Annotated in this window: 15 protein-coding genes and 1 pseudogene; 8 read left to right on the top strand and 8 right to left on the bottom strand. The window is 50.3% G+C overall.

The genetic code is table 11. The features are described 5' to 3' along the window. Nucleotides 1-33 precede the first annotated feature (33 nt). From C3432_RS23755 to C3432_RS28470, 3 genes and pseudogenes are all read right to left on the bottom strand, one after another. Nucleotides 34-1,770, bottom strand: coding sequence for an ABC-F family ATP-binding cassette domain-containing protein (locus C3432_RS23755; protein ID WP_103779535.1), 1,737 nt, complete (start codon nt 1,768-1,770; stop codon nt 34-36). 309 nt (nt 1,771-2,079) lie between these two features. Then, nucleotides 2,080-3,777: a malate dehydrogenase gene (gene maeA / locus C3432_RS23760; protein ID WP_146050878.1), complete on the bottom strand. Its 1,698-nt coding sequence runs from the start codon at nt 3,775-3,777 to the stop codon at nt 2,080-2,082. Between the two features lie 201 nt (nt 3,778-3,978). Continuing rightward, a pseudogene (locus C3432_RS28470) lies at nt 3,979-4,095 on the bottom strand (ribosome hibernation factor SRA); the annotation flags it as partial. 71 nt (nt 4,096-4,166) lie between these two features. On the opposite strand from C3432_RS28470, the gene osmC reads away from it, so the two are divergent. From osmC to C3432_RS23790, 6 genes are all read left to right on the top strand, one after another. Further along, a complete protein-coding gene (osmC, locus tag C3432_RS23765; protein WP_103779539.1) occupies nt 4,167-4,598 on the top strand; it encodes a peroxiredoxin OsmC in 432 nt (143 codons plus the stop codon). 244 nt (nt 4,599-4,842) lie between these two features. Next, on the top strand, nt 4,843-5,172 hold the full coding sequence (hdeB, locus tag C3432_RS23770; RefSeq protein ID WP_103779541.1) for an acid-activated periplasmic chaperone HdeB: 330 nt from the start codon (nt 4,843-4,845) through the stop codon (nt 5,170-5,172). 172 nt (nt 5,173-5,344) lie between these two features. Further along, the gene (locus C3432_RS23775) at nt 5,345-7,285 is read left to right on the top strand and encodes a methyl-accepting chemotaxis protein (RefSeq protein ID WP_103779543.1); all 1,941 of its coding nucleotides are present in this window, start codon (nt 5,345-5,347) and stop codon (nt 7,283-7,285) included. A 282-nt stretch (nt 7,286-7,567) separates the two neighbouring features. Continuing rightward, nucleotides 7,568-7,966 (top strand): RidA family protein, encoded by a 399-nt coding sequence (locus C3432_RS23780; RefSeq protein WP_103779545.1) that lies wholly within the window; start codon nt 7,568-7,570, stop codon nt 7,964-7,966. 17 nt (nt 7,967-7,983) lie between these two features. Next, entirely contained in the window at nt 7,984-8,952 is a 969-nt protein-coding gene (locus tag C3432_RS23785; RefSeq protein WP_103779547.1) for a threo-3-hydroxy-L-aspartate ammonia-lyase, read from the top strand. A gap of 76 nt (nt 8,953-9,028) precedes the next feature. After that, nucleotides 9,029-9,655 carry a helix-turn-helix transcriptional regulator gene (locus tag C3432_RS23790; RefSeq protein ID WP_103779549.1) on the top strand — a complete coding sequence of 209 codons (627 nt, stop codon included), beginning with the start codon at nt 9,029-9,031 and terminating at the stop codon, nt 9,653-9,655. 59 nt (nt 9,656-9,714) lie between these two features. On the opposite strand, the gene C3432_RS23795 is transcribed toward C3432_RS23790, so the two are convergent. The 3 genes from C3432_RS23795 to ycgZ are packed head-to-tail and all read right to left on the bottom strand — an operon-like array spanning nt 9,715 to nt 10,629. Next, a complete protein-coding gene (locus tag C3432_RS23795; protein ID WP_258041655.1) occupies nt 9,715-9,981 on the bottom strand; it encodes a biofilm development regulator YmgB/AriR family protein in 267 nt (88 codons plus the stop codon). A 49-nt stretch (nt 9,982-10,030) separates the two neighbouring features. After that, the gene (locus C3432_RS23800; protein WP_103779553.1) at nt 10,031-10,336 is read right to left on the bottom strand and encodes a hypothetical protein; all 306 of its coding nucleotides are present in this window, start codon (nt 10,334-10,336) and stop codon (nt 10,031-10,033) included. A 53-nt stretch (nt 10,337-10,389) separates the two neighbouring features. Continuing rightward, complete coding sequence (gene ycgZ, locus C3432_RS23805) at nt 10,390-10,629, bottom strand: regulatory protein YcgZ (RefSeq protein WP_103779555.1); 240 nt, start codon at nt 10,627-10,629, stop codon at nt 10,390-10,392. A 330-nt stretch (nt 10,630-10,959) separates the two neighbouring features. Between ycgZ and C3432_RS23810 the strand changes: the two genes are divergently transcribed. Continuing rightward, entirely contained in the window at nt 10,960-12,186 is a 1,227-nt protein-coding gene (locus C3432_RS23810; protein WP_103779557.1) for a diguanylate phosphodiesterase, read from the top strand. Nucleotides 12,187-12,306: 120 nt separating this feature from the next. Further along, entirely contained in the window at nt 12,307-13,038 is a 732-nt protein-coding gene (locus tag C3432_RS23815) for a MerR family transcriptional regulator (protein WP_103779559.1), read from the top strand. Here the strand turns inward: C3432_RS23815 and C3432_RS23820 are convergent. Further along, nucleotides 13,035-14,384, bottom strand: coding sequence for a glycoside hydrolase family 10 protein (locus C3432_RS23820; protein WP_103779561.1), 1,350 nt, complete (start codon nt 14,382-14,384; stop codon nt 13,035-13,037). The two genes, C3432_RS23815 and C3432_RS23820, sit on opposite strands and share 4 nt — an antisense overlap. Nucleotides 14,385-14,650: 266 nt before the next feature. Further along, on the bottom strand, nt 14,651-14,889 hold a 239-nt coding region (locus C3432_RS23825; RefSeq protein WP_146050988.1), incomplete at its 5' end, for an IS3 family transposase.

Here is a 14,889-nt window from a genome sequence, read left to right on the forward strand (position 1 = left end):
ACTCAGGTAGCGCCTTTTTTTGCTATAAAAGCGTCATGAAGATGCCGAATCTGACGACAGAAGTGCGTTTAACGTATCAATCTCCTTACGCCATTGCGCCTGCAAATGGGGCTTCTGATGCTTCGGTTTGCGCGCCAGGTCATCGGCGAGTCGCTGTTCCAGCTCAAGCAGTTTTTCCAGCACCCCGACATCCTCATCCGGCATTGCATTAACCGCGTCCGGGACGAGGGGCTTGCCTGAAGCTATTTCCACCGTGGTTTCCCGAATACGGGTATTCACTGCCTCCAGATCATGCCATTCGCTCAGTTCACCCGCCTCGATAAACCAGAAGCGATTGCAGCTCTGGCTGATAAGCTGACGATCGTGACTAACCAAAAGCAGGCCGCCGCTGAACGTTTGCAGCGTCTGCGCCAGCGCCTCTTTGCCTTCCATATCCAGATGGTTGGTTGGCTCGTCCAGCATCAGCAGACTGTAACGGGCAAGGGTTAAACCCACAAACAACAGACGCGAACGTTCACCACCGCTTAAGGTACAGACCCGCTGCTGACGGCGTATCCACGGGAAACCTGCGCTAATCAACGCCATTTTGCGGACGTCAGGCTGGGGCGCAAACGGCTCCAGCGCGTCAAACAAGGTGTCGTTATCCCGTAGCTGATGCAACGTCTGATCGTAGTAACCCAGCGTCACGCGAGGATGCAGAACCAGTTTGTCCGACGCCAGCCGGGACTGAAATTGTTGCCAGATCAGTTTTAACAGCGAGGATTTACCGCAGCCATTGCGCCCGACAATTGCAACCCGATCGCCGCTTTTTAATCTGGCGCTGGCAATGGAGAACAGCGTCGCCGCTTCAGGCGCAGGAGAAACCGGCAGTTGCGACATCTCCAGCAAACGGTCAGCACGCAAGGCGTCACCCTGCAATGTTAGTGTCCACTGACTTCCGGCGGTGAGGTCCGTCTGTACTTCTTTCAGCCGTAATACCTGCTTTTCCATCTGCTTTGCTTTGCGGGACAGGTCTTCATTGTCATAAACCTGTCCCCAGGTCGCCAGCCGTTTAGCGCTGGCGCTGACGCGGTCGATCTCTTTTTGTTCCGCTTTATGACGCAGAGCGTCACTGGCGTCACGCTCCTTGAGTGCCTGACGGGCGGCGCTACAGGGTAGCGCGAAAGCGTGCAAGGTACGATCGCGCAGGATCCACGTTCCGTTAGTGACGGCATCCAGTAGCTGCGGATCGTGGGAAACCACCACAAAGCTGCCGGACCAGTTCTGTAAAAACTGTTCCAGCCACAGCAAGGTCGGGAGATCGAGATGGTTGCCAGGCTCATCCAGTAACAGCAGATCGGGTTGACGCATCAACGCTCTGGCAAGCAGCAGGCGCGTGTGCTGGCCGCCGCTCAGGGTTCCCGCCGTTAAGGCGAGATTTTCCGGGGTAAAGCCCATCTGCGCCAGTAGCGCTTCCACGCGCCACAGCCGGGTGGCGTGTTCATGCTGAGGGAGTTGCGCCAGCACGGCGTCCCGCAGCGTCAGCGGCAGAATATCAGCTGGCAGATGCTGCTCCACCCGCGCCAGATGACAGTGGTTAGCCTGGGCGATAGTGCCGGAGGCAGGAGACAGCGTACCATCAAGGACTTTGAGCAGGGTGCTCTTGCCACAGCCGTTGTAGCCAATAAGACCGATACGGTCGCCTTTTTTCAGAGTGAAGGTCAGCGCATCGAACAGCGTGCCAGACGCGGTATCAACGTGTAAGGATTGTGCGGTTAATAAAGTGCTCATTGTTGCTTACTCAAGAGTTACTGGCGTAAAAACGCCTCGTCAAACATTGCTGACGATAACCCGGTAAGCCCGAGAGAAGGGAATTCAGACGTTTGCTTCGCTCAAGCTTAAGTTATCGCAGCACGAAACCGATAACACTTGAGCACTGACGATCGCCAAGGGTATGTGAAACGATGAAACGTTCACAGTACAGCATAATTATCCTCCTTTTATTTCTCTGAATGTTAATCAATGGTAAAAGTGTAAACACAAACAGCGGGACAGGGCAAGTCTTGCTGGCCCGGCAGCACGACGCTACCGGGCAAACATTCAGATTGAGGTGCGACGATAGTCGCGGTATTCCGCCTTCCAGAAATTCTCTTCGATGGCCTGTTGCAGCGCTTCCGCAGAGGTTTTCACCGCCACACCTTGCTGCTGCGCCATTTTACCGACCGCAAAAGCAATGGCGCGCGATACGGTCTGAATATCCTTCAGCTCCGGTAATACCAGCCCTTCGCCGTGAAGCACCATCGGGGAGTACTGAGCCAGCGTTTCACTGGCAGACATCAGCATTTCATCGGTAATACGCGACGCGCCTGCGGCAATGACCCCCAAACCAATGCCTGGGAAGATATAGGCGTTGTTACACTGGGCAATCGGGTAGGTTTTGTCTTTCCATACGACCGGACTAAATGGGCTGCCGGTGGCGACCAGCGCATTACCTTCGGTCCAGGTGATAATGTCCTGCGGGGTGGCTTCCACGCGCGAGGTCGGATTCGAAAGCGGCATCACAATCGGGCGCGGGCAGTGCTTGTGCATCTCCCGGATAATTTCTTCCGTGAACAGACCGGTCTGGCCAGAGACGCCGATCAGAATATCCGGCTTAACGTTACGAACAACATCGAGCAGCGACAGGACTTCGCTTTCCGTATCCCACCCCAGCAGATTTTCACGTTTTTGTACCAGCTTAGTCTGGAACGAGAGCAGGTTAGGCATCCGATCGGTTTGCAGACCAAAGCGATCCACCATAAAGACTTTCTGACGCGCCGCTTCTTCGCTGAGTCCTTCTCGCTGGGTCTGGGCAACGATCTGTTCGGCAATCCCGCAACCGGCAGAACCGGCACCAAGGAAGACGATTTTTTGTTCACTGAGCTGGCTACCCGCAGCGCGGCTGGCAGCAATCAGGGTGCCGACGGTGACCGCTGCCGTTCCCTGAATATCATCGTTGAAAGAGCAGATTTCATCGCGGTAGCGATTAAGCAGGGGCATGGCGTTTTTCTGCGCGAAATCTTCGAACTGCAACAGAACATCGGGCCAGCGCTGTTTTACCGCCTGAATAAACTCATCGACGAATTCGTAGTACTCATCGTCAGTGATACGCGGGTTGCGCCAGCCCATATAGAGCGGATCGTTGAGCAACTGCGGGTTATTGGTACCGACATCCAGCACCACCGGCAGGGTGTAGGCCGGACTGATCCCGCCACAGGCGGTATACAACGACAGTTTACCAATAGGAATGCCCATCCCGCCGATCCCCTGGTCGCCAAGACCGAGAATACGTTCACCGTCAGTCACCACGATCACTTTGATGTTGTGGTTCGGCACGTTCTGCAGAATATCATCCATGTTATGGCGATTCTGATAAGAGATGAACACACCCCGCGCCCGACGATAGATTTCAGAAAAACGTTCACAGGCGGCGCCGACTGTCGGCGTATAGATGACCGGCATCATTTCATCGAGATGATTTTGCACCAGTCGGTAGAACAGAGTCTCGTTGGTATCCTGAATATTACGCAGGTAAATATGCTTGTCGATTTCCGTTTTGAATCCCTGATACTGGATCCAGGCGCGTTCGGCCTGTTCTTCAATAGACTCAACGACTTCCGGCAGTAACCCCAGCAAGTTGAAGTTACGGCGCTCATCGATACTAAAAGCGCTACCTTTATTCAGTAAAGGAAATTCCAACAGTACAGGGCCAGCATAAGGAATATAAAGGGAACGTAGTTTCTTGGTTTTGGTTTCCATGTCACTCACTCTTTTTCGAATTTCCGCCCCTGGTTCTGTTTTACAGGCATACGCAAATTTCTCACCAGGGATTCGGGCAACGAGTATAAAGCATTGTGAACAGATAAAGGCTTTTGTAAGCAAAAACACCATTGCTGTTGCAATGGTGTTTATCGTCATATCCGGACTGTGAAATGACTTCTTGCTGTCAGCGTCGCGTTTTCTACCGGAGGGATGATTAACCACCTGGATTTTATCGCCATCGGTCACAGTTTTACGTTGGCTGGAGAGCTTGTGGTCCAGTCCAGGAATTTGACGGGCAGCGATGGATTCAGAAATATCTCTTACAGGTCATGGATGTGTCAGTGCGTTCTATACTTGTTATTCCGATAACAAAAAGGAGAGCAAGAATGACGATCCATAAGAAAGGTCAGGCGCACTGGGAAGGTGATATCAAACGCGGAAAGGGAACCGTATCAACGGAAAGCGGGGTGCTTAATCAGCAGCCTTACGGTTTTAACACCCGCTTTGAAGGGGCTAAAGGGACAAATCCCGAGGAGCTTATTGGCGCTGCCCATGCGGCCTGTTTTTCCATGGCGCTCTCACTGATGCTGGGGGAGGCGGGATTTACCCCCACCTCGATTGATACAACTGCCGACGTGTCGCTGGATAAAGTCGATGCCGGTTTTGCTATCACCAAAATTGCGCTGCATAGCGTAGTAGCGGTTGCGGATATTGATGCCTCTACTTTTGACGGGATCATCCAGAAAGCGAAGGCCGGATGCCCGGTATCACAGGTACTTAAAGCCGAAATCACGCTGGATTATCAACTGAAATCTTAAGGTGGTTCAGCCCGGTGGCTTGTCGCTACCGGGCGTAAACTCAGCCCCGGGCAGCAAATCTCACACATATTGCCATGTTACTCAGCGCAATAAATCAGCAAACATAAAAATCAGCCGTAATAAATATAAGAAAAGGCCATATCATTTACCGCAATGTTTATTCCTGAGAGTGGAAGGGTATTATTTGTTTCGACCTGAATTAACGGTTTATAACATAAGTATTTAATGACTGGAGCAATAACAAATGAACACATTCTCCCTTTCTACTGCAGGTATTCTGGTAGCCGCATTATTAACCAGCATTAGCGTAAATGCCGCAACCGAACAGGCTAAAACCGACGTGACGCCAAAAGGGATGAGCTGCCAGGAATTTGTGGATCTGAATCCGCAGACGATGGCTCCCGTTGCATTCTGGGTACTCAATGAAGATGAAGACTTTAAAGGTGGGGACTACGTCAACTATGAAGAAACGGTAACAACCGCAGTTCCGTTGACGGTTGAACTTTGCAAAAAACATCCACAGAGTGAATTAAGTAAAATAAAAGAAGAAATCAAAAAAGAATTATCTAAATAAGATTTAATGCTATTAAAACCCGGCCATTGTGCCGGGTTTTGTCATTTGTGACAATGTCACGCCCATTGTGACGTAACGCCCACTTTTTCCATCTGGATATCAATTATTATTAAAGATATTTAGTGACGTGCCGATACTAAATAAAACTCCGCCTGATATTTAAGGGAATTATATGGTCTGGTATCCGTCACGTATTTCAACGCGTTTAACCATTGGGGGAATCGCACTGCTTGCCGTGACGACTGTGGTTATCGTCGTCATTATGCTCTGGCGCGGACAGCCGCGCGTTGTCGAAGTCAATACTGCGCTGATAGAGGAGACCGGCCATGGCCTGACGCGCCAGCTCAGCACTGTGCTCTCGCGCATTGAGGGAGAAACTATCAGCCTTTCGAGACTCGCAGAAGTGCTGCCGAATGAAGAAACACTTTATCGCAATGTGGTTCCCCATCTGATTGGGGAAAATAACGATTCCATTATTACGGGCGGAGGAATTTGGCCAGAGCCGGGGGCATTCACTCCAGGTACCGAACGCCGGAGCTTTTTCTGGGCGCGAAGTGCAGGGGGAAAACTGAGTTATTCTGATGAATACAATGCGCCAGGCGGAAGCGGATACCATAACGAAAGCTGGTATCAAAGCGCGAAAGGACAGTCAAAGGACGCCTGCGTCTGGTCTGATGTTTACCAGGATACCATTTCCGGGGTTAACATGGTGACCTGTAGCATTCCATATCAGCAGGCAGGCCGGTTTGCTGGTGTTGCCACCACCGATATTCGCCTGGATAACGTCGCCACCTTCATGCAAGAGCAGGGCAATCGCACTGGCGGTTACGCTTTTGTGATCGATAAACAAGGACAAATTCTCTACTTCCCGCAGGCTGATCAGACACAATACAAAACCTTCGGCGAACTGGTTAACGCATCGGCATGGCTTATGCCAGTGGCTGAAAGGTTGAAAACGTTACGGGCATCCGGAACGGATGTGCCTGCCGTCGCCCTCAAAGAGGATGGCGTATTGAAAACCGCTGCGCAGGTGATGCTGTTTCCAATGGCTGACACCGGCTGGGTTGTTGGATTGGTCACTCCGGAATCGCGCATTACCGGGCTGGCTAAAGTGATGATGAAGGATGTCCTTGAAATTTTAATCCCCATTATGACCGTTTTACTGCTCGGATCGTGGCTGGTGGTCCGTCGGCTTATTGCGCGTCTGGACGATACGCGCCGTGCGCTGGATGACATTGCGCAGGGCGAAGGCGATCTGACCCGCCGTCTTGAAGTTCGCGGTAAGGATGAAATCTCAGCGATTGCAGAGGCTTTCAACCTTTTCGTCGATAAAATCGCCGCGATTTTGCTCACTGTGCGCAGCAGCAGCGTGGTTGTGGCCAATAACGCCGTCAGCCTGGCGGACAGCAATACCGAACTGTCTTCACGCGTGACGCAGCAGGCCGCAGCACTTGAAGAGAGCGCGGCCGCCATGGAGCAGCTCAATGCCACCGTTCATCAGAACACCAGTAATACGCAACTGGCGGATGATCTTTCTGAACGCACGGCGCAAACCGCCAACCACTGCGGCACGGCGATGCAAGGGGTGATTTCCACAATGGATAATGTCAGCGCATCTTCAGGCAGAATGGTTGAAATTGTGTCGGTGATTGACAGCATTGCGTTCCAGACCAATATTCTGGCGCTGAATGCGGCGGTTGAAGCCGCACGAGCCGGAGACGCGGGACGTGGCTTTGCCGTCGTGGCCTCAGAAGTGAGAACACTGGCGCAGCGCAGCGCTACCGCAGCTCAGGAGATTAAAACGCTCATTGATGAATCTGTTTCTCAGGTTGAGAGCGGCAGCACGCAGATCCACGATGCAGGAGATCGCCTGGAAGAACTGGTAAGTAACGTACGTCAGGTTCGACAACTGATGGGCGAAATCCGTATCGCAGGAGAAGAGCAACGCAGGGGCGTCTCTGAAGTGACGCTGGCGGTCACAGAGATGGACAGCACCGTGCAGCAGAACGCCTCGCTGATTGACGATGCGGCAGCGCGGACCCAGGCACTGAAAGCGGAGTCGGAACATCTGGCGGAGATGGTTTCTTCGTTCAAACTCTCCCAAACTGTCTGACGAATAAACGCCCGCGATCGGCGGGCGTTCTTCCGGTGTCAGGTTTTTAATCACAGGGTGCTGGCCAGCCAGACAAATTCGCGCGCTATATCCCTTCTGTTATCCATATCCTGTGCGCACTGAATAACAACTTCTTTTTTCCTCCGCTGTTTCGTTAACAATTTTTCATTCCACTCACTTCAATGCCAAAACAGAAAATACTTGGTATCGGAACAAAATCGCGCTATAGATATACAAATCGTATTAAATTATACATTATGTATTATTAAAAGGAGAACAACCGTGCCGGATAACCTTATCTGTACCAACGCGTCCGTCCTCGGCGAGCCTGCGGGACATTACTCGCACACCTGTACTGCGGGTGGCTTTGTGTTTATTTCCGGTCAGCTCCCGGTAACCTCATCGGGAGAAAACGATCCCAGTACTCCCTTTGACGAGCAGGTCAGGCGCGTCCTCGCCAATCTGGATGCCTGCCTTGAGAGTGCCAACACCGATCGTTCTTCACTGGTATCAATCAGAATTTACATTACCGATATCGCCCAGTGGCCGACCTTCAACCAAATCTACGCACAGTGGCTGGGAGATCATAAACCTGCCCGTATCGTTGCCGGTGTTGATGCGCTTCACTACGGTTTTGCCGTCGAAGTGGAAGCCGTTGCGCTTGCCCGCTCAATTTCCTGATTAACCCGGAGTTAGCTATGACCATTCTGCAATTACCTGGCTGGGCCGACGTGGCCGCAGCAGCACAACGCATTGAAGGATATGCCCACCGCACGCCGGTGATGACCTCCCGGACCGTAAATGAGGCCTTCGCAGCGGATGTTTTTTTCAAATGTGAAAATTTCCAGCGGATGGGGGCATTTAAATTTCGCGGGGCGATGAATGCGTTAAGCCAGTTTAGCCCTGAGCAGCGCGCTGCTGGCGTGGTGACCTTTTCATCCGGCAATCATGCCCAGGCGATTGCGCTGGCCGCGAAATTATTAGACATTCCGGCGACAATTATCATGCCCCATGACGCGCCAGCGGCAAAGGTCGCCGCCACACGGGGTTATGGTGGTAACGTGGTGGTTTACGATCGCTACACCGAAGATCGCGAACACATTGGGCGTGAGCTGGCAGAAAAACATCGCTTAACGCTTATCCCGCCATACGATCACCCGCACGTTATTGCCGGACAGGGCACGGCAGCCAAAGAGTTAATTGACGAGGTGGGTGCCCTGGACGTCCTGTTTGTATGCCTGGGCGGAGGCGGTTTGCTTTCCGGTTCAGCACTGGCCGCACGTCATCTGGCTCCCGAGTGCGAAATCTATGGCGTAGAGCCTGAAGCGGGTAATGACGGGCAACAATCGTTCCGCACGGGGCAGATTGTTCATATCGATACGCCAAAAACCATTGCTGATGGTGCGCAGACTCAGCATCTTGGCCAGTATACCTTTCCACTGATTCAGCAGAATGTGGACGACATTCTTACCGTAGCGGATGATGAGCTGATCGCATCAATGAAGTTTCTCGCGGAGCGAATGAAAATAGTTGTTGAGCCCACAGGTTGTTTAGGCTTCGCCGCGGCGAGAGCCAGAAAGGAGAGCCTGCAAGGTAAGAAAGTCGGCATTATCATCAGTGGGGGAAATGTTGATATCAGCCGTTACGCAGAGTTTATTGCCAGCTAAGCGAGCCGGTAGCTGGCAGCAGCGCGGCTTTTTCTTTAGACTGCGTCGGAATTAGCACCATTCGCGGGAGATCATGATGTCAAATAACGAAGATAATTCACTGCTTAACCAGCTGGACACCCTTGCCAAAGGGATCAGTGAAACCTTTTCCCCCTTCTGCGAAGTTGTGGTGCACGATCTTAAAAATCCTGAACATGCCATTCTCGCGATCCATAATAATTTATCCGGCAGAAAAGCAGGGCAGCCAGCTACCGAACTGGGGCTGGCGCGCATTGCGTCTTCAGATTTCCCTAATATTATTGCCAACTATGGCAATCAGTTCGCCGATGGTCGTCCGGTGAAAAGCACGTCTATCGGAATTAAGGATAGTGAAGGGAAATACGTCGCCGCGCTGTGCCTGAATGTTGATATGACACTCTTTCGGGGAATGCAGAGTGCGCTAGCGCGTTTCACTGAAACGGGAAGTAGTCCTGTACCTGAACGTCTGGAACCCACCGGAACGGAGGCAATCCGTCAACGAATAGACAGCTATGCGGCAACCCGGGCGACCACGGCCAGGGCATTGAATGCGGAGGACAGAAAAGCACTGATTCAGGCGTTACGCAAAGATGGACTGCTTGAGGTAAAAAAATCAATGGATACTATTGCCCAGCATTTGGGAATATCCCGTGCAACAGCTTATCTCTATGCACGACAGGTTTAAATAAACGAGCTGAGATTGAGTCAGCTCGTTTATATAAAAACACACAGTCCTGTGATGAATTAAATATCATCCATGGTATAACCAACCACAATTTCAAGTGTTTTTCTGATGACATCAGCAGTGACGATATCGTCAGTTCTCTCAAGAGTACCGATAAGCCATAAAATAATGGCTTTATTGCTGATGTGTCCATCCGAGGCAAGAATACTGGCGATCGCTGTCTCTAAAATCGCTGACTCGTCAACCAGTCTGTCGCTGGCCTGGCGAAAGAATTCAGACATTGCGGAATCCGGTAGTGCAGCGTAAAAATCAGGTTGTTTAAGCATAACTTGTCTCATGGTTTTTTACCTATAATGTTAATGGAGCTGTGTGTAGTCAGTGTATTTTTTTCATACCTTGTTGCTGACGAGCGCCAAATAACGGCAGAACATTTCCTGTGGTTCCATTTTTACTTATCGCTTTTTTGCGCTCAGCTTTATCGCGCTCGGATAACATTGTCTTAATCTCCGTAATAATACTTTTGATGGCTGCACGTCGATGTGGGTCGCTTTCAATAGTTTCCATATTACTTAGTTCGACGATCAGGGCTTTATTATTGACAGGTCCCTTCCTCTTGAGGAGAGAGAATACGGCTTCACCAATAATCCCATCCGTCAGTTTTTCGAATTCACTTCTGTTCATAACTGCATCTCTTTTTACCAGCCTTCAGAAACGAAAGCAGGTTACTCATGTCACTAACGATCAAAGAGCAGACCAAGCAGGGTGTGATAGTGGCTTTCCTCTTCAGGTCCGGAAGCCATTTCTATCCGGTTCAGTAACTTTGTACACAGCGCTTTTCTGTTGAGATTTTTACCATCATTAAGGATCTCAACAACAATTTGCCCAAGCGTTTCCTGCTGTGTTGGCAGTGTCGCTTTATTAAAGTACTGGGAAATCGCATTTGCTGAATTTGATACGTAACCGTTCTGCTGCATTTGTTACTCCCGTTATTTAACAATTATCAAACTTGTTATTTAAGTTATACAAACATAGCAAAACTGTACACAGAAAGTGTATATGAAGATATTCTAATTTTTAACCATTTGTGCTAATTGTTTTATATCAATTAGTTATGTGATTTTTGCAAGCATGTGGCACAATATATTCTTGTACAGGTATTCGTGACAAGATGTTAACCATGTACATCAAGCAGTACACACACATTGCCTTTGTGAATGTGATGTTATTAAAAAGTAAGCAGTTACGAGACGTTAGTCGTCGGATCTGGTAGTCTTATGGCTCATCCCCCTGATGCCGGAAAGAACATGCTCACCACAGTCATCTACCGCAGCCATATTTGCGACAACGTGCCGTTTGAGTTGCTTAGTCGTATGGTTGCTACCGCAAGTCAAAAAAATGAACAAGCCAATGTGACGGGAATTCTGCTTTTTAATGGCAACCATTTTTTCCAGCTACTGGAAGGGCCGGAAGAGGGGGTTAATCATATTTATCAATGTATCTGTGAAGATGAGCGTCATTACAATATTGTGGAGCTATTGCGTGATTACGCCCCTGCACGACGGTTCGGCAAATCAGGAATGGAACTCTTTGATCTGAGAGCGCATAACAGGGATGAAGTGCTTCAGACCGTTCTCGACAAAGGGACCTCTAAATACCAGTTAACCTACAACGACCGGGCGCTCCAGTTCTTTCGCACATTTGTGGAAGCGACAGAAAAAGAGAACTATTTTGAAATCCCGTCCGCCAGTACCTGGGAATTTATACCCGATACAGGTGGGCTTTATAAAAAAAGTATCGCTCCAGCAACAACGGCCGAGTGCAGTTTCGCCTTCCAGCCCATCGTCGATCCTTTTGCCCGTGAAATCGTTTCGCTTGAAGCATTAATCAGAACGCGTGAAGGGTATCCGGCCCAGTCCTGGTTCGAAGGTATTTTGGGCAGCGATATCTATGAAGCTGACCTCAAAAGTAAAAATGTTGCTTTTGCGATGGCATCCGCACTGGGTCTGAAAACGCAAAGCCTGTCGGTAAACCTGCTGCCAATGACGCTGGTGAATATCCCCAATGCGGTTGAGATTCTTTTGCAGCAAATCGAAGAGAATGGCCTGGTTCCAGAACAAATTACCGTAGAGTTTAGCGAGAGTGAGGTTATCTCCCGGTTTGATGATTTCTCCGGCGCGCTCCGGTTACTGAAAAGCTCAGGGATAAGCGTGGCCATTGATCATTTCGGTGCCGGATTTGCTGGTCTTTTGCTGCTGGCACAATTTCAGCCAGACCGGATTAAAATTAACCGCGAGCTGGTGAAGGATGTGCATAAGAGTGGTCCCCGGCAGGCAATTATCCAGGCAATCGTCAAATGTTGTACTTCTCTTGAAATCGCTATTTCAGCCGTCGGCGTGGAAAAGCCGGAGGAGTGGATGTGGCTCGAATCTGCGGGGATTTCACAGTTCCAGGGGCATTTGTTTGCCAAACCTTGTCCTGGCGGCGTCTCAGCTGTGGCATGGCCGGAGAAGCGAACAGATTTTAACCTGTGAATGAAGACAGAAAGTGGAAATTGTACAATTTGTTACTTGTACAGAAAAAATAAATTTGTACAGTGTAAGAGCATTGGTTAACTTATAAAGGCACGCGTTGTCTTCATAGCGAGGGAATTTATGCCTTTTTACACTATTGGTGATGTTGCCGAAAGATGCGGTATCAACCCCGTCACACTGCGTGCCTGGCAACGGCGCTATGGTTTATTAAAACCACAGCGCAGTGAAGGCGGACATCGTCAGTTTGATGAAGATGACATCAAGCGGATTGAAGAGATCAAGCGGTGGATAAAAAGCGGCGTTCCTGTCGGTAAGGTTAAAGCTTTACTGGAGGAGAACGAAATGGCACAGCATGATGGCTGGCTCTCTCTGCAGGAGGAGATGCTGTCGATGCTGCGACGCGCCAGTGCGGAAAATCTTCGCATTCGGGTCGTCGAATTTGGTGAGCGCTTTGCGGTTGATGACATTATTGATCATATCTTTGTGCCCGTTCGGCAACGACTAGGTCTGGAGCAGACGACGGCGCGTATCATGTCGAGTCTGCTTGATGGGGTGCTTATCGAACATGCCGTGATGTGCCTGAACGCATGCCGGAGTAATGCAGACAACAAGGAAGCGTTGCTTCTGTCCTGGGAGTGTGAGGACAGGGCGCGTCTTTGGCTGGAGGCGTGGCGTTTAGCACAGCAGCAATGGAACATTCATGTTTTAGCTGAGCCGCTCGATAATCCACGCCCTGAAATGTTCCCGGGCCAGCAGATTTTTGTCTGGACAGGGAAAAGCCCTTCGAAGCGCCAGCTGGAGCAGTTGGCGCTCTGGCGAGAGCAGGGCTATCCCATCTCATTACACCATTAATTGTTCACATACTTCTGGCCGACGTTATTTCCATTTGCCCAACGGTTTTTGAGATAGTCCACCGCCTGCCGGGTACGAGGCTCGTTGAGATTGTTTTCTCTGAACAAAATAGTCCCGTTTATCTGCGGTAACGATTCATTTAAATCGAGCTGTTTCTTGAGTTCGGCGACACCACCATTGATCGCCCAGTCAGGTTCCAGCCTGGACGGTTCACCCACTTTGTAGAGCGCCACGCCGATATAAAGGCGTGTTTTAGTCGGTTTGACCACATCCGCCCACCATTTTGCCAGTACATCGTAACGCGCAGCATCGCGAGAGAAGGGCCAGTAAATCTGCGGGGCGATGTAATCGAGCAATCCTTGCTGTACCCACTGTCGGGTATCGGCATAAGATTCATCATACGCTGCCGCGCCCCGCGTGTCGGATCCTGCGGGATCGTGCGAGCGGTTACGCCACACACCGACCGGACTGACACCAAACGCCACATGTGGGTTTATCTTCTTGATTGTATGGGAAACCTGTTCAATCAGTTGCTGAGTATTATGTCGCCGCCAGTCGGCTTTTGAACTAAAACCCTGGCCGTATCTTCTGAACGTTGCGCTGTCATTCAGCGCTGAACCCGGAGATTCTGCATAGAAGTAATCATCAAACTGGACGCCATCGACGGGATATCGCGTTACGACTTCAGCAACGATGCTGGTAATCCAGTCCCGAGCTTCAGGAATACCGGGGTCAAGCACAAAGCGATCGCCAGATATCCGGATCCAGTCACGGTGCAGCGTAAATACGCTGGCAGGTTGTAACGATACCGTGCGATTCAGTTCTGCGACAGTTGAAGGTTTTGTGTTAGTAGATACGCGATAAGGATTGAACCAGGCGTGAACCTTCATTCCGCGTTTATGGGCTTCATCCAGAATAAACTGGAGCGGGTCATATCCGGGTTCTTCACCAATTTTGCCAGTCAGCATATCTGACCACGGTAAAATTTTGGATGGCCAAAGAGCGGTTCCATCAGGTTTTACCTGGAAAAAGACAGTGTTAATGCCAAGGCTTTGCAGGTGATCCAGCTTATTGGTCAGCGCGTTTTTCTGCATACTGACACGGGCTGATGCGCTACTGACATTGACAGAATTGACTGGCGGCCAGTCAAGGCGGGATACCGTTGCCAGCCAGACGCCGCGCATTGGCTCAGCGTGTTGCTGCTCAGCGGGCGTCAATGCCGGGGGCGTAACAAGGGATTTGGGAGGTTTAGACGTACAGCCAGCTATCAATAAAGTGATAGCGACAAACGCGCCTGATTTTTTCAACATTGCAGAAGTGCGATTGCTACGAAAGCAGATATCCATATACACCAGTGGTATCAGTAGTCACTTGAGACAGACATTCTCGTATGATTCGAGCTTAAGTCAATATACCGATGAGGCTTGAGCTCCTGGTGTTGGAAAGAAAAGAGATGAGGGAAGGTCAGAGTAATGATTGATGCGGCCCAGGTGTGAATAAGAGCGTGGGTGCGCATTGAATTTGATTTAACATAATATACATTATGCGCACTGTTAGTGTAACTGCAATATTCTGATGTCACTTTTGGGGCTGCGGATGTTTTCCTGGACTGTTATGTTGTGATCCCAAGATGCTGCCGGTACTTCACCGGGCTCATTGCACCCAATGATAACTTGATGCGCTTCTCGTTATACCAGCGTATGTACCTGTCCAGGAAGCAGATAAATTTTTCCTGCGTGATGCCTGCCCAGTTTCTGCCGTAGAACATTTCATTTTTGACCCGCCCGAAGAAGCCTTCACACGCCGCATTATCCGACGAGCATCCTTTGCGCGACATAGACCTTATAAGTC

Source organism: Citrobacter amalonaticus (assembly GCF_002918555.1).
Lineage (GTDB): Bacteria > Pseudomonadota > Gammaproteobacteria > Enterobacterales > Enterobacteriaceae > Citrobacter_C > Citrobacter_C amalonaticus_A.

What these genes read in the sequence shown, in the direction of transcription:
- C3432_RS23755 (WP_103779535.1), bottom strand. Translation starts at nt 1,770, where the DNA reads ATGAGCACTTTATTAACCGCACAATCCTTACACGTTGATACCGCGTCT.
- maeA (WP_146050878.1), bottom strand. Translation starts at nt 3,777, where the DNA reads ATGGAAACCAAAACCAAGAAACTACGTTCCCTTTATATTCCTTATGCT.
- osmC (WP_103779539.1), top strand. Translation starts at nt 4,167, where the DNA reads ATGACGATCCATAAGAAAGGTCAGGCGCACTGGGAAGGTGATATCAAA.
- hdeB (WP_103779541.1), top strand. Translation starts at nt 4,843, where the DNA reads ATGAACACATTCTCCCTTTCTACTGCAGGTATTCTGGTAGCCGCATTA.
- C3432_RS23775 (WP_103779543.1), top strand. Translation starts at nt 5,345, where the DNA reads ATGGTCTGGTATCCGTCACGTATTTCAACGCGTTTAACCATTGGGGGA.
- C3432_RS23785 (WP_103779547.1), top strand. Translation starts at nt 7,984, where the DNA reads ATGACCATTCTGCAATTACCTGGCTGGGCCGACGTGGCCGCAGCAGCA.
- C3432_RS23790 (WP_103779549.1), top strand. Translation starts at nt 9,029, where the DNA reads ATGTCAAATAACGAAGATAATTCACTGCTTAACCAGCTGGACACCCTT.
- C3432_RS23795 (WP_258041655.1), bottom strand. Translation starts at nt 9,981, where the DNA reads ATGCTTAAACAACCTGATTTTTACGCTGCACTACCGGATTCCGCAATG.
- C3432_RS23800 (WP_103779553.1), bottom strand. Translation starts at nt 10,336, where the DNA reads ATGAACAGAAGTGAATTCGAAAAACTGACGGATGGGATTATTGGTGAA.
- ycgZ (WP_103779555.1), bottom strand. Translation starts at nt 10,629, where the DNA reads ATGCAGCAGAACGGTTACGTATCAAATTCAGCAAATGCGATTTCCCAG.
- C3432_RS23810 (WP_103779557.1), top strand. Translation starts at nt 10,960, where the DNA reads ATGCTCACCACAGTCATCTACCGCAGCCATATTTGCGACAACGTGCCG.
- C3432_RS23815 (WP_103779559.1), top strand. Translation starts at nt 12,307, where the DNA reads ATGCCTTTTTACACTATTGGTGATGTTGCCGAAAGATGCGGTATCAAC.
- C3432_RS23820 (WP_103779561.1), bottom strand. Translation starts at nt 14,384, where the DNA reads ATGGATATCTGCTTTCGTAGCAATCGCACTTCTGCAATGTTGAAAAAA.